This window comes from Salinispora pacifica CNR114 (assembly GCF_000514775.1).
GTDB classification, from domain to species: domain Bacteria; phylum Actinomycetota; class Actinomycetes; order Mycobacteriales; family Micromonosporaceae; genus Micromonospora; species Micromonospora pacifica.
Genome location: NZ_AZWO01000004.1, coordinates 20,148 through 34,534, shown reverse-complemented (window position 1 = coordinate 34,534; position 14,387 = coordinate 20,148). Strand labels below are relative to the sequence as shown.

Annotated in this window: 12 protein-coding genes; 8 read left to right on the top strand and 4 right to left on the bottom strand. The window is 70.1% G+C overall.

The features are described from left to right. Positions 1-3: 3 nt before the first annotated feature. Positions 4-1,377: an ATP-grasp domain-containing protein gene (locus B118_RS0102315; RefSeq protein ID WP_018219523.1), complete on the top strand. Its 1,374-nt coding sequence runs from the start codon at positions 4-6 to the stop codon at positions 1,375-1,377. A 79-nt stretch (positions 1,378-1,456) separates the two neighbouring features. Here B118_RS0102315 and B118_RS0102310 read toward each other — a convergent pair whose 3' ends face one another. Genes B118_RS0102310 through B118_RS0102300 form a run of 3 tightly spaced genes read right to left on the bottom strand, consistent with a single transcriptional unit; the run spans position 1,457 to position 4,994 of the window. Next, entirely contained in the window at positions 1,457-2,161 is a 705-nt protein-coding gene (locus B118_RS0102310) for an SGNH/GDSL hydrolase family protein (RefSeq protein ID WP_026270533.1), read from the bottom strand. A 32-nt stretch (positions 2,162-2,193) separates the two neighbouring features. After that, positions 2,194-3,432, bottom strand: coding sequence for an MFS transporter (locus B118_RS0102305; RefSeq protein WP_018810612.1), 1,239 nt, complete (start codon positions 3,430-3,432; stop codon positions 2,194-2,196). After that, the gene (locus tag B118_RS0102300) at positions 3,429-4,994 is read right to left on the bottom strand and encodes a class I adenylate-forming enzyme family protein (RefSeq protein WP_018810613.1); all 1,566 of its coding nucleotides are present in this window, start codon (positions 4,992-4,994) and stop codon (positions 3,429-3,431) included. Before B118_RS0102300 ends, B118_RS0102305 begins: the two co-directional genes overlap by 4 nt. 304 nt (positions 4,995-5,298) lie before the next feature. Between B118_RS0102300 and B118_RS0102295 the strand changes: the two genes are divergently transcribed. The 7 genes from B118_RS0102295 to htpG all read left to right on the top strand — a co-directional run bounded on the left by B118_RS0102295 (position 5,299) and on the right by htpG (position 13,919). Continuing rightward, positions 5,299-6,570, top strand: a complete 1,272-nt coding sequence (locus tag B118_RS0102295) for an SGNH/GDSL hydrolase family protein (protein WP_018219527.1) — start codon at positions 5,299-5,301, stop codon at positions 6,568-6,570. Between the two features lie 276 nt (positions 6,571-6,846). Next, complete coding sequence (locus B118_RS0102290) at positions 6,847-7,788, top strand: alpha/beta hydrolase (RefSeq protein WP_050592775.1); 942 nt, start codon at positions 6,847-6,849, stop codon at positions 7,786-7,788. After that, positions 7,781-8,890 carry an alpha-hydroxy acid oxidase gene (locus tag B118_RS0102285; RefSeq protein WP_028192314.1) on the top strand — a complete coding sequence of 370 codons (1,110 nt, stop codon included), beginning with the start codon at positions 7,781-7,783 and terminating at the stop codon, positions 8,888-8,890. Before B118_RS0102290 ends, B118_RS0102285 begins: the two co-directional genes overlap by 8 nt. Continuing rightward, a complete protein-coding gene (locus tag B118_RS0102280; protein ID WP_028192313.1) occupies positions 8,839-10,236 on the top strand; it encodes an aminotransferase-like domain-containing protein in 1,398 nt (465 codons plus the stop codon). Before B118_RS0102285 ends, B118_RS0102280 begins: the two co-directional genes overlap by 52 nt. Positions 10,237-10,273: 37 nt before the next feature. Further along, positions 10,274-10,534, top strand: a complete 261-nt coding sequence (locus tag B118_RS0102275) for a hypothetical protein (protein WP_018215655.1) — start codon at positions 10,274-10,276, stop codon at positions 10,532-10,534. An 84-nt stretch (positions 10,535-10,618) separates the two neighbouring features. Further along, positions 10,619-11,878 (top strand): D-alanyl-D-alanine carboxypeptidase family protein, encoded by a 1,260-nt coding sequence (locus tag B118_RS0102270; protein WP_028192312.1) that lies wholly within the window; start codon positions 10,619-10,621, stop codon positions 11,876-11,878. Positions 11,879-12,008: 130 nt separating this feature from the next. Further along, positions 12,009-13,919 carry a molecular chaperone HtpG gene (gene htpG / locus B118_RS0102265; protein WP_018810617.1) on the top strand — a complete coding sequence of 637 codons (1,911 nt, stop codon included), beginning with the start codon at positions 12,009-12,011 and terminating at the stop codon, positions 13,917-13,919. 80 nt (positions 13,920-13,999) lie between these two features. Here the strand turns inward: htpG and B118_RS0102260 are convergent, their stop codons facing one another. Next, the gene (locus B118_RS0102260) at positions 14,000-14,335 is read right to left on the bottom strand and encodes a hypothetical protein (RefSeq protein ID WP_018219533.1); all 336 of its coding nucleotides are present in this window, start codon (positions 14,333-14,335) and stop codon (positions 14,000-14,002) included. Between the last annotated feature and the right edge of the window lie 52 nt (positions 14,336-14,387).

Genomic DNA, 14,387 nt, shown 5'->3' with positions numbered 1-14,387 from the left:
CACATGATCGACGTTGACTACCGCTGGCCGTCCGCCGCGCAGGCCTGGCTGGACCTGCCCGTTGACCTTCGCGCCGACCTGGTCTCTGCCGGGGTGGAGTCCTGGCGCGATATCTTCGATGGCCGGGCTTCGTACAATCAGCAGTGGCGGCTGGCCCGACCACCGGTGATGGACCGGACCTCGCTGCGGGTGCTCAACTCCGTCTGTGACCGGCTCGCCCAGCTGATCTTCGAGTCGTGTCGACGGCGGGCCAGGACGGCGGGGGAGCTACGCCACCTGCTCGGGATGCCGGTGGGGCAGAACCGGCTGCTCGACGAGGCCGAGCCGCTCACAGAGGCGTTGCTGGCCGGGTTCCGGCCGGACGTGCTGCTGAGCGACGGAGTGCCGCGGGTGGTGGAGTACAACATCGACAGTAGTCTCGGTGGGGCGCTCGACGCCGACACGACGGTGCGCCGGTTCGTTGAGCTCTACCGGCGGCGGGGCCTCGACCGGGGGGTCCGGATGGAACCGGCGCCCTCCGCGGTGGACCTGCGGTTCGCAGCGATTCGAGACGGTCTTGGCTTGGCGGCCGGGGCGCGGCTCGCATTGTTGATCGACTTTGACGCCGAGTACCCGGGGCTGGAGGTCCCGGAGCGCTTCTACCGGAAGTTGGCGCCGGTGGTGGACCGCGCCGCCGCCGTCGCCGGCCTGGATCTGGTCGTGGCACCGGTTGCCGAGGCCACCCGGGACACCGAGGGGCGGCTGGTCATTCGGGGCGCCCCGGTTGACGGGCTGTTCCGGCTCTTCGTACCGAACCGCCTCACGCCCAGCGCCGGGGCGGACGCCCTGGAGGCGGCGGTACGGGCGGGATCCGTCCCGATGTGGGTGTCGGCGGCGGCGTGGCTGCTCGGAAACAAGCAGGTGCTCGCCTGGCTCTGGGCGGACGCTGATGCGTTACCGACAGCTGACCGGGATCTGATTCACCGGTATGTGCCGCAGACCTGGCTGTTCGGTCCGGACCTGGTCGAGCAGGCGGTGGCGGACCGGCACGACCTGGTGGTCAAGCCGTCCGGTGGGTCCGCCGGGGTGGACGTGCTGATCGGCCGGGAAACCGACGCGGACGCCTGGCGGGAGGCGGTGGGCCGGTTCGCCCGGCAGGGCGGCTTCATCCTGCAACGCTATGTGCGCGCCGACGACGTACCGGTGGAGTTCGTGCACATGGAGACCGGGGAGTTGGTCACCGCGGAGGTGCCGTACAGCATCGCCCCGTATCTCTTCGGCCGGCAGCCGGCGGGTGCCTGCGTTCGCATCGGCTACCCCGGTAGCGCGGGAGTGCTCAACCTGGCCCGCGGTGTGCTGATCTCCGGCCTGCTGGTGACGGACCCGCCGCCGTCCTGACTCGTCGTGTGGGGTCCGTTCCCACCGGGAGCCGGCCCCCGGCCAGCGGGGGCTGCTCCGGTCAGCGCTGGCCGCTCCGTCAGCGGGGGCTGCTCCGGTCAGCGCTCGTCGCACCGAGATGGTGCGCGAGGCTACGGAGCGTCTCCGCCGCGGCGACGGCGTCGCTGCGGGCACTTCCGTGGCGGCCGTCGCTGCTGTAGATGGAGGGGTCGGCGGTCAGCGGGTGGTCGGTCAGATGCACATGGACGGTGCCGAGACGGTTGGCCACCGCACGGGTGTGTTCGGCCAGCCGGCGCAGACGCCGACCGAGGCCGGCGCGGCGCGGCTCGGGCACGGCGGGGCTGTGCGACACGTCGAACATCCCGACCGTGATGACCGTCGCCCCGGCGTGCTGTAGCGCCTCGACCATCCGGGTGATCTCGGCGTCCACCGCGGCGGGGTCGTAACCGGGTCGGAACGCGTCGTTGCCGCCGCAGACGACCAGGGCAAGATCCGGTTCGAACTCCAGCGCCGGACCGAGCTGGCTGGCCCGGACCTGGTCCGCCCGCAGCCCGCGCAACCCGAGATTTCGGTAGACGAGTTCCGGCGCCCGGGCGCGCAGCTCGGCGGCGATCCGATCGGCCCACTGCACCTCCGAGTAGCCGTCTACCGGTTCGCAGAGTCCTTCCGCGACGCTGTCGCCCAGCACCACGAAACGTCGCCACGGATGTCCCTGGAGCAGAGCATGGCGCTCCTGCGCCCGCAGGCAGTAAGGATCGGTTGCTTCGCTGTACGCCGTTGCCATGTCCGGACGCTAGCGCAGGAGACGCCGGGGCGCTAAGCGGAAATCCGTCCCTGCTCGGAGGCGTTGGCCAAGGGCGGTTTGGTCCGCATCCGGCGTACGAGGGCGGCGAGGGGAACAGCGGTGGCGATGAAGATGAACAGGGCCGCGGTCAGCAGCGCGGACTCGAGGCCGAGGATGGTGACGGACGCGCCACCGAGCAGCGCACCCAGGGGTAGACCGGCGAAGGCAAGCGCACCGGCCAGCCCGATCACCCGGGCCTGGAGCTCGGCCGGGGGACGTTCGTACAGCGCGACCCCGAGCAGCGGGTTGACCACGGCGATGCCGATTCCGGATACGAAGGTCACCACGACCACCACGGTGAGATTGTCGCTGAGGGCCAGGACCAGCAGCCGGGGTGGGCCACTGACCGCGGCGCCGATCGCGAAGGTCAGATCCCTACGTAGCCGCGAGCCGAAGCTGGTGAACAGCACGTTGCCCAGTAGGGCTCCGGCGGTGAAGGCACCGAGCACCAGCCCCAGCCCGGCCGGGTTGCCCAACACGTCTGCCACCCAGAGCGGGATGTAGACCGCGACACTCGCGTTCACCACCATGTTCAGTGCGGAGATCACCAGCAGCATGGTGAGCACCATCCGGTCCTGCCGGAGATACCGGAGGCCGCCGGCGAGTGCCCGCGAATAGCGCTCCGGCGTAGAGCTGGCCGGGCTACCGGTGCGGTGACGCACCAGGGTGGAGATCAGTAGCGCGCAGACCGCGAAGGTCGCCGCGTCAACGAGAATCGCCAGGGTGGCTCCGAGCCACCAGATGAGCAGGCCGCCGAGGCTCGCCCCGAGTAGGGTCATCAGCCGGGACAGCCCGTCGTAGATCGAGGTGAGCCGGATCAGCCGGACCCCGGCAGCCTCCGCGGCCGGGCGGAACATCGCCTGCTTGACCCGGTCACCGACGCCGCGCAGCGCGCCCACCAGGGCCACCAGGATCAGTAGCGCGCCGAAGCCGAGCCACGGGGTGAGGGCCACCGCCACCATCAGTGCGGCGCTACCCAGGTCGGCGAGGATCGAGGTGCGGCGCAGACCGATCCGGTCGGCCAGCGGGGGGCCGAGGCCGCTGGAGAGTAGGTAGGGCAGGGTCTCGGCGGCGGCGACCAGCCCCATCTTCGCCGGGCTACCGGTTGTCTCCAACACCAGCCAGGGAATGGCGATGATCGATATTCGGCTACCGAGATTGGACAGCAGGTTGGCACCGACGAGCGCGACCAGCTCGCGCCGTGGGGTCACGCGCGACGGCCGATCGATGCCTCCGGGTGCTCGACGGCCGACGGGTGGCTGGCCGTGTACCGCGCCCGCAGGGCCCGTTTGTCGACCTTGTTGGCGCGGTTCAGGGGCAGCGCGGCGACGAACTCCACCTCGCCGGGTGCCCAGGTGTCGCTGAGTGCGGCGGTCACCACATCGATCAGTTCCGCGCCGGTCACCGCCGCGCCGGGCCGCGGCACCACGTAGGCGTACGGCAGTTCGCCGGCGACCTCGTCGGGCACGCCGATCACCGCCGCCGCCCGGACGTCGGGATGCCCCGCCAGCGCGTCCTCGATCGGCCGGGAGTAGATCGGCCAGCTACGCCGACGGGTGAGGATTCGGTCCTGCAGCCGGTCGACCAGGTACAGGTAGCCGTCCGGGTCGAGGTGGCCGACATCTCGGGTGCGAACCCAACCGTCCACCAGGGTGTCCGCGGTCAGGTCAGGGTTGCCGTGGTAGCCGGCGAAGCGGAGCGCGGTCTGTACCCACACCTCACCGTCCACATCAGGTGGCAGGACCGTCCCGTCCGGGCCGCGGATCTCGATCCGCACGTCGCCGTACGGCTCCCCACAGGAGCGCAGTCGCTCCGGGTGTTCCGGGTCCTCGGTCAGGCCCGGCTGCGCGGTCACCACCACCGCCTCGCTGAGCCCGTACACGATGCGCAGCACCGGACCGAACCGAGTGATCGCCTGGCGCAGCCGGGCAGGTGCGGCGGGACCGGCGCCCACGTTGAACATGAACATCGAGGAGAAGTCCGCCCCGGGCAGGGCGGGGTGATCGAGCACCTCGTAGAGCATCGGCGGGGTCAGGAAGGTGGAGGTGATCCGCTCGGTCGGCACGGTCCGGATGAACTCCGCCGCGTCCCAGCCCTCCCGGGGAAACAGCACGCCGCCGGTGAAGAGATTGAACAGGGTGGTGATCTGGCCGCTGGCCAGCCACATCGGGGAGTAGGACAGGTGCCGCAGCAGCGGCAACCCGGCGGTGCGGAAGCCGGCGGCCAGGGCGAGGATCTGGGCGTAGAAGCTCTCCTGGTGCCGCACCAGCTTCGGAGTGCCGGTGGTGCCGGAGGTCTGCAGGAGAGATTCCGCCGCCGACGCCGGGGCGGGCAGGTCAGCCCCGGCCGGTACGGGGAGCAGGTCCACGCCGAGGCGGAGCACCGGCCGGTCACCCAGCCCCGCGGCCAGCTCTGCCCCGATGTTGGCCGAATCGCGGGCGTCGTAGAGCAGGGCGTCGGGCCGGGCGAGTTCGACGAACTCCTTGATCTCCCGATGGGAGGTCACCGGAGCGATCCACATCGTACGGCAGCCAAGTAGGTGCAGCGCGAGCTGTAGCAGCGGCCCTTCCAGCGGATTGCCGAGCGACACCAGCACCGCGGCACCGGGTCGGATTCCGCGGCGGAGCATTGCGGTGGCGAATCCGCATACCTGGGCGTGCACGTCGGCATAGGTCAGCCGACGTGCGCCGGCAACGATTGCGTCGCGGTCACCGAAATCGGCGAAAAGTGCCAATGCCTGGTTCACGTAGCCCGGCTGCGGTCGGTTGGCCATCCGGACGCTCCCCTCTGTGGCAGCGATGTGCCCAGGGCGAGTGCCCGGGGCATCGGTGCGGGCCGCGGGCGACCGCGCCAGCACCTGCGAGCCTAGGACAGACAACGGAACCGATCACGAGCCGAAGGGGGCTTTCGGCCAGTCCAGCAGGACACGTGATCACGTCGATCAGGTTGATTGACGCCTCCACACGGTGCCGGATACGTTCCGCAGCATGCCCAGTTGAGCGCCGGCAGCGGCCGGGATGGACGCTGGGTTTGCCAACAATGGAGGATCAATGTCGACTCCGAAGAAATGGCATTTTGTGGCGGCTACCGCCGCACTGCTGATGATGGCTAGTCCCAGCCTGGTGGCGAATGCGGATTCGTCGGCCGGGGTGGCGAAGCACGGAAAGGAAACCTGGGCCGCGAGTTGGGCGACCGCGGTGGCCCGGGGCAATTCGGGCGGCCTGACCAACCGGGGCCTTGAGGACCAGACCATCCGGAACATCGTGCACACCACGGTGGGGGGGTCGGTACTGCGAGTCCGGTTGAGCAACATGTACGGCGAGCAGCCCGTCGAGGTCGGTCGGGCGACGATTGCCCGGCCGGACGAGACGACTCCCGATGATCTGTCCGACATCGATCCGACCTCGGTGCGGGAGCTGACGTTCGGTGGGGCAGCCTCGGCCACGATGAACCAGGGTGCCGAGCTGATCAGTGACCCGATCGCCTTCCCGATCGGTGACCAGCAGGACCTCGTGGTCACGGTCTACTACCCGGTCCTGACCGGCCCGGTGACCTTCCACGGCACGTCCCGCCAGACGAGCTTCATCGGCGATGATGATCTCACCTCGGATACCGGCGCCGGTCTGTCGAGGCTTGCGGACTGCTGCTGGTTCTTCCTGTCCGGCGTCGATGTGCAGCGGCGCAAGAGTCCCGGGTCAGTGGTGATCTTCGGTGACTCGATCGCCGACGGCAACGGCAGCACCCTCAACGCCAACAAGCGCTGGCCGGACCTGCTGGCCGATCGGTTTATCGATGCCCGTCCGGATTCCCGGACCCCGGCCGTGCTCAACATGAGTCTCGCCGGGAACCGGCTCAACCACGAGGGTGCGGAGCCGGGAGCTGGCGGGTTCCCCGGCTACAACGAGTTGGGGCCGAACGCGCTCGCCCGGCTCGACGAGGACATCTTCGCCCAGAACGGCGCGCAGGCCGTGATCACCCACCTGGGCATCAACGACATCTGGATGTCCGACGACTCCGCCGAGGCGATCATCGCGTCGCTCCGACAGATCAACCAGCAGGTCAAGGCACGTGGCCTGCGGAGCCTGGTGGGCACGTTGACGCCGTACGAGGGGCACGGCGAGCCGGGCGTGTGGACGCCGGAGAAGGAGGCGACCCGGCAGACGGTGAACGAGTACCTGCGCACCAGCAAGGAGTTCGACGGGGTCATTGACTTCGATCGGGTGCTGCGCGACCCGGAGCAGCCCAGTCGACTGTTGCCGGCGTACGACTCGGGGGACCACATTCACCCGAACGACGCGGGTAACCAGGCCATGGCCGGCGCCGTGTCGTTGCGCCTGCTCGGTCTGTGACATCGGTTCGGGCGGCGGAGGACCCCGTCGCCCGAACCGCCGTATCGTGGGGAGGTGCCGTGCTGGACATCGAGGGGCCGCCAACCGTCCCTACAGCCGCCGGGCCGGCAGGATTCCCTCCCGGCTACGCCGACCTCCAGCACACCGCGCCGGCTCGGCGCCCTGGAACCGGGCACCGCGGTGGCATCTTCCTACGTGGAATCGACAACCTCTCGGTCAGCCCGAGGGGAAGGGAGCATCCGTGAGTGAGCGACCAAACGGCACGGGGTGGGTGGTGTGAGCCTGCATCCGGAGGCGGAGGCGTACCGGGCGAGCCGTGCGGCGGCCGGCACCCCACCGCTGTACACGCAAACCCTCGCCGAAGCCCGGGCGGCTGACCTCGCCGCGATCCGGGCCGGCTCCGGCCCGGTCGAGCCGGTCCACGAGGTACGCGACGCGCGCCTCCCCGGACCGGCCGGGGAGATACCAGTCCGGGTGTACCGTCCCGCCGGGACCGGGCCGCTGCCGACACTGCTCTACTTCTTTGGCGGTGGGTGGACGCTGGGCAGCATCGACACCGCCGACGGGGTCTGTCGGCGACTGGCCAACGCGGTGCCCTGCCAGGTGATCACCGTCGGCTACCGGCTGGCTCCCGAGCACCCGTTCCCGGCGGCCGTGCAAGACTGCCACGCTGCCCTGCGCCACATCGCGGCGCATCCGACGGAGTTCGACGCAGACCCGGAGCGGCTCGCGGTGGGCGGGGACAGCGCGGGTGGCAACCTGGCCGCCGCGGTCACGCTGCTGGCCCAGCAGGACGGTCCCCGGCTGGTAGCGCAGTTGTTGGTCTACCCGAACACCGACCAGACGATCGAGCCGCCCGGCGACACGGATCCGCTGCTGTTCAACCGTCGCTCGGTCGCCTGGTACCGGTCCCACTACCTGGCCGACCCGACCGACGCCCAACACCCACTCGCGTCGCCGCTACTCGCCGGTGACCTGACCGGTCTGCCGCCGGCGTTTGTGGTCACCGCCGAGTACGACCCGCTCTGCGCCGAGGGGGAACGGTACGCCGACCGGCTTCGCCTCGCCGACGTGCAGACCGTCTGTACCCGGTACCCGGGCATGGTCCACGGCTTCTTCACCATGCCCGGCGTCTTCGAAGCGGGCCGGCAGGCGCAGGCCGCGGCCGCGACCTTCCTGCGTCGCCGCTTCCGTCGGACATCGGCCGACGATGACTGAGCCGCCGGTCGTGCTGCCCGGCGAGCCGCCGGTCGCCCTAGCCGACTTCGCCGACCTCGCCCGGGCGGTACTACCACCGGAGGTGTGGGACTTCGTGGCCGGCGGCAGTGGCGCCGAGACGACGCTGGCCGCGAATCGACGGGCCCTGGACCGGACCGGCGTGCTACCCCGCGTACTGTGCGGTTCGCCGACGCCATCGACCGACGCCCGGCTGTTGGGGGCGGCCCATGCGCTGCCGGTGGCGGTCGCGCCGATGGCATACCAGCGGCTGGTGCACCCCGACGGGGAGTTGGCCCTTGCCGCGGCGGCCGGCGCGGCCGGCATCCCATATGTGGCCAGCACACTCGGCAGCATCCCGATCGAACAGGTCGCGCGAGCCGGCGGCGACGTGTGGTTCCAGCTCTACTGGCTGCGGGACCGGGGGCTCGTCGCCGAGCTGCTGGACCGGGCCGAAGCGGCGGGCTGCACCGCGCTGGTGCTCACCGTGGACGTGCCGATTCTCGGCCGTCGGCTGCGGGACCTGCGTAACTCGTTCGCCATTCCCGCGGATGTGGTCGCCGCGAACCTACCCACCGGCCGGGACAGTCTCGCCCACTCGGCCACCCCGGGCGTATCCGCCGTGGCCGCGCACACCGGTGCGGTCTTCGCGCCGGCCGTGAGCTGGGACGACCTGGAGTGGCTGCGGGAGCGGACCGCGGTCCCGCTGGTCGTCAAAGGGGTGCTCGATCCGCGTGATGCCGCCCGCGCGGTGGCGGCCGGGGCGGACGCGGTGGTGGTCTCCAACCACGGGGGACGCCAGTTGGACGGCGCACCCGCCACCGCCACCGCGCTGCCCGCGGTCGTTGACGCGGTGGGCGACCGGTGCGAGGTGCTGTTGGACAGCGGTGTTCAGGGCGGAGTGGACGTGTTGCGGGCTCTCGCCCTCGGCGCACGGGGAGTCCTGGTGGGCCGCCCGCTGCTCTGGGCGTTGGCGGCCGGTGGCCGGGCCGGTGCCGAGAAGGCCCTGGCACTACTGGCTGATGAGTTTCGGGACGCGCTCACGCTGGCGGGGTGCGCCGACGTGGCGGCGGCACGGCAACTGCGGACGACGACGGTGCAGTGATGATGGAACTACACCTGGCCGATCTGCATCCGGCGCTCGGGGATCCGGCCCTGAACTCGATGAACTTTCTCAACGAGGTGGCGCAGGACTACCCGGACGCGGTGTCGCTTGCCGCTGGCCGGCCGTACGAGGAGTTCTTTGAGTTCTCGGCGCTGCACCGGTATTTGGACATCTTTCGGCAGCACCTGGTCGATGACCTTGGGCAGGATTCGGGGCAGGTGCGTCGCACCCTGTTCCAGTACGGGCGGACCAAGGGGATCGTGCACCACCTGGTCGCCCGGAACCTCGCCGTGGACGAGGGGATGACGGTCGACCCGGAGGCGATCGTGGTGACCGTCGGGTGCCAGGAGGCGATGTTCCTGGTGTTGCGGGCGCTACGCACCGGTCCCCGGGACGTCCTGCTCGCGGCGGCGCCGACCTATGTGGGGCTCACCGGCGCGGCGCGGCTGCTGGATTTTCCGGTTCGCCCGGTGGCGACGACGGACTCCGGGGTGGACCTGGCGGACCTACGCGATCAGGTGGACCAGGCCCGGGCCGAAGGGCTGCGCCCACGCGCCTGCTATCTGATGCCCGACTTTGCCAATCCGTCGGGTGCCAGCATCTCGTTGTCTGACCGCCGGGCCCTGCTGGACCTGGCCGCCGAGAAGGAGCTGCTGCTGATCGAGGACAACCCGTACGGACTCTTCCCGGTCACGGAGAGCCGGCGGCTGCCCACGTTGAAGGCCTTGGACACCAATCGTCAGGTGGTCTACCTGGGGTCGTTCGCGAAAACGGTGCTACCGGGCGCCCGGGTCGGCTATGTGGTGGCCGACCAGCCGGTGCCGAATGCCGGTGGGGGGAGCGGTCTCCTCGCCGACCAGTTGGCCAAGGTCAAGAGCATGGTTTCGGTGAATACCTCGCCGGTGGCCCAGGCGGTGGTCGGCGGCGTGCTTCTCGCCCACGACTGCAGCCTGGTGGCGGCCACGGTCCGCCAGCGCACCGTGTACGCCGACAACCTGCGCCACCTGGTTCACGGCTTGGGTAGCCGGTTCCCGGCCGGCTCGTCCGTGCGTTGGACGGTGCCCGCTGGCGGGTTCTTCGTGGTGGTCACCGTGCCGTTTCCGGTGGACGATGCGCTGCTGCACCGCTCCGCCGGGAAGTATGGGGTGCTCTGGACCCCGATGGCGCACTTCTACGGCGATGGTGTGCCGGTGCACGCGTTGCGGTTGTCGGTCAGCGCGGTCACCCGGGACGACATCGACCGCGGGTTGGATCGGCTCGCTGAGCTGGTCGCGGGCGAGGTGACGCGGCGGGACGCGAGATCAGGCTACGTTGACTCTTCGCGTTCACAGAAGGGCAAGGAGTAACCACCCCCTTGTTGGTGGTCCTCGATGGACACCCATAATGGAGTCCATGGTCGCTTGGGAATACGCACTGCTGGTCCGCCGCTACCAAGGGCAGGGCCGCAGCTTTCACGTCAGTTTCGTCTGGTACGGCCCAGACGGATCCCGCCGAGATGTCACCAGCTACGGCGACACCGCGATCGCCCACCTCAACCGGGTCGGGCGTGAGGGATGGGAGCTGGTCGCCGCGGCCGAGGACGTGAACAACGTCCAGGGCAGCACCGAGGTGCACCGCTATCACCTCAAGCGGCCGTTGGCCTGAGGTCGGGCACGGGCGGCGCTACCTCCCGACGGCGGTATGTGCCCGTGCCCGATTTGCTGATCTTTATTAGCTAGGATCCCGGACGTGAGAAATCGGCGACTGGCCGCTGCCTCAAGCGTCCTGCTACTTCCCGTCCTGGTGCCCGCGTCGGCCGCCGCCGCCCCCACGCCGACGGTGGTGCCGTGCCCACAGGCCAGCATGTCGGCATCGACGCCGTCCCGTCCCTCCCCGCCGCCGGCGGTGGCTGAGGACCAGGTGGTCGGCGGGGCGGCACTGGCCACCTCCGGCCTGGTGGTCCCGGCCGGTGCAGCCCAGCCGCCCGAGGTGACCGCGAGCTCCTGGCTGGTCGCGGACCTCGACACCGGTGAGGTGCTGGGTGCGTGCGGTCCGCACGAGTACGCCACCCCGGCGAGTGTGCAGAAGTTGCTGCTGACCGCCGCCCTGCTGCCGGACCTTGACCCGCAGCAGGTGGTCACGGTGACGAAGGAGGATCTGGACATCGAGCCCGGCTCGTCGGCGGTCGGCCTGCTCGTCGGCGGGCGGTATCCGGTGGAGACGCTCTGGCTTGGCCTGCTGCTGCAATCCGGCAACGACGCGGCGAATGTCCTCGCCCGCCTCGGCGGCGGTGCCGAGGGCCGAGCCGGGGGCGTCCGCGCGATGAACGAGTTCGCTGAGGAGTTGGGCGCCCGGCAGACGCACGCGGTTACCCCGTCCGGGTTGGACGGGCCGGGCCAGTTCACGAGTGCGTACGATCTCGCGCTGATCGCCCGGGCCTGCTTCGCTGAGCCGGCCTTCCAGCGGTATGCGTTGACCGAAACCCACCAGATCCCCGACCAGGAGGCGCTCGGCAGGAAGGGATTCCAGATCCAGAACGGGAACTCCCTCATCGACCAGTACCCAGGGGCGCTGGGTGGCAAGACCGGCTTCACCACGTTGGCCCGGCACACATACGTTGGCGCCGCCGAGCGTGCGGGCCGGCGCCTGGTGGTGACGTTGCTGGGCGCCGAGGCGCGGCCGTTGCGTGGCTGGGAGCAGGGTGCCGCCCTGCTCGACTGGGGCTTCGCGCTGCCGCGGGAGACGTCGGTCGGTCGACTCGTCGAGCCGGGGGAGTTGACCGCCGCGCCGTCGGCCACCGCGCCAGCCGCCGTGCCGTCGGCCGCCGATGCCCGGCCCGCCGCCGACAATTCGCTCCCGGAGGGGCTGACCGGCCCCGGGCCGCTGCTGGTCGCGGCCGGGGTCGGGGTCGGGATAGGTGGGCTGGCGGCGCTGATCGTGCGCTTGGCCCGCCACCCCCGTCGTGAGCCGAGGCGGCGTCGTCGTGGGCAGGGGCACCGTCGGGCGTGATCAGGCGCACCGGCCGGTCGGGGCGTCGCCCCCCCGTCCCGCAGACGGTGCTCGTATCCTTTCGGGCGACACGTCGTCGGGGGCGTCACTGTCCGCCGACGATCCGGATATGCGGACGAAAGGACACGGCGTGAGTAGTGAGACGTTGGAGTTCCAGGCTGAGGCACGCCAGCTGCTCCAGCTGATGGTTCACTCGATCTACTCGAACAAGGATGTCTTCCTACGCGAGTTGGTCTCGAACGCCTCCGACGCGTTGGACAAGTTGCGCCTGGCGTCGCTGCGGGACAAAGATCTTGACGTCGACACCGCCGATCTGCACATCGCGATCGAGGTCGACCCGGACGCGCGGACGTTGACCGTGCGGGACAACGGGATCGGGATGTCCCGGGACGAGGTCGTCCAGGTGATCGGCACGATCGCCAAGTCCGGCACCGCAGAGCTGCTCCGCAAGCTGCGCGAGTCAGCCGACGCGGAGGCGTCGCAGGAGCTGATCGGCCAGTTCGGCGTCGGCTTCTACGCGGCGTTCATGGTCGCCGACCGCGTTGTCCTGGTGACCCGCGAGGCGGGGGCGACCGATGGCACCCGCTGGGAGTCGAGCGGGGAGGGCACATACACGATCGCCTCAGCCACGGACGTTCCGCAGGGAACGGCGGTCACGCTGCACCTCAAGCCGGTCGACTCCGAGGACAACCTGCACGACTACGCCGCCGAGTGGACGATTCGGCAGATCGTCAAGCGGTACTCCGACTTCATCGCCCATCCGATCCGGATGGCGGTTGAGCAGCCCGGCGCCGACGGGGGCGAGCCGACCACCGAGGTGCAGACGCTCAACTCGATGAAGGCGCTCTGGGCGCGGTCCCGCGACGAGGTGGAACCGGCCGAGTACCACGAGTTCTACAAGCACGTCAGCCATGACTGGGCCGACCCGCTCGAGGTCGTGCACATGCGGGGGGAGGGCACGTTCGAATACGAGGCGCTGCTCTTCCTGCCCACCCACGCACCGCTGGACCTCTTCTCCCCGCAGGGGCGACGTGGCGTGCAGCTCTACGTCAAGCGCGTCTTCATCATGGATGACTGCGAGGCGCTGATGCCGGGCTATCTGCGCTTCGTCAAGGGTGTGGTGGACGCGCACGACCTGTCGCTCAACATCTCCCGTGAGCTACTCCAGCAGGACCGGCAGATTCAGGTGGTCCGCCGCCGCCTGGTCAAGAAGATCCTCGCCACCGTCAAGGACCTCAAGGCTGACCAACCGGAGAAGTACCGCACCTTCTGGACCGAGTTCGGCGCTGTGGTCAAGGAGGGGCTGATCGACGACACGGAGAACCGGGACTCGCTCCTGGAACTCCTCTCCGTCGCCTCCACCCACGACTCGGCCGAGCCGACCGACCTCGCCGGTTACGTCACGCGGATGAAGGACGGCCAGACCGACATCTACTACGCCACCGGCGAGAACCGCACCACCATCGAGAACTCGCCGCACATGGAGGCGTTCCGGGCCAAGGGCTTCGAGGTGCTGCTGCTCACCGACCCGGTCGACGAGGTGTGGGTCGAGCGGGTCGGCGAGTACGAGGGCAAGACGCTGCGTTCGGTCGCCAAGGGCCAGGTTGACCTGGACACCGAGGAGGAGCGCTCGGCGGCCGAGGCCGAACGGGAGCGCCAGCGCACCGAGTACGCCGACCTGCTCTCCTGGCTGGGCAGTGCCCTCGCCGACCAGGTCCGGGAGGTCCGCCTCTCCGCCCGGCTGACCACCTCACCGGCCTGCGTGGTCGGTGACGCGCAGGACATCACGCCGACGCTGGAGAAGATGTACCGCGCCATGGGGCACGAGGTACCGCAGGTCAAGCGGATCCTCGAGCTGAACCCGACGCACCCGCTGGTCAGTGGGTTGCGCAAAGCTCGGGAGCAGGGTGCCACCGAGGAGTCACTGAAGGAGACCGCCGAGCTGCTGTACGGAATGGCGTTGCTCGCCGAGGGAGGCGAACTGGCTGACCCGTCCCGCTTCACTCGGATCCTCGCCGAGCGTCTCGCTCGTACCCTCTGAGCCGCGCGGAGGGCGTCGGTGCTCCCGACGCCCTCCCAGTAGCGGTGCGCGCGGCGGCGCCGCCGCCCGATGGCCAGCGCTCAGGCGGCGATGTCGCCGCGGCGCTGCTGCTCCGGCGCGGTGGACCACGGCGGGTGGGGGTGGGGCGCGTTCCACTCGTCCGCCCGCCCCTCCGACGGGTCGGTGGGGCGTTGCCCGGGTGGGGTCTGGGCCATGCGGAGCGCGCGTTGGGCGGACTGCCAGGCGGTGCAGGGCCAGCTCTGGCCGGCGCAGAGCAGGTTCACACAGTCGGTGCCTGTAGCGTCCGGCTGGTGCGCGTCCGCCACGCCGAGGGCCAGCCCCCACAGCAGTGGATCGCTCACCTCGTCCGGACGGCCGGCGCCGGGTGTGGGCCGGTCGTGGGTAGTATCGGACATGTCGAGTCCCCCTTCTGAGCTGCCGCGATACTACCTCCACTCCGCGCCGGTC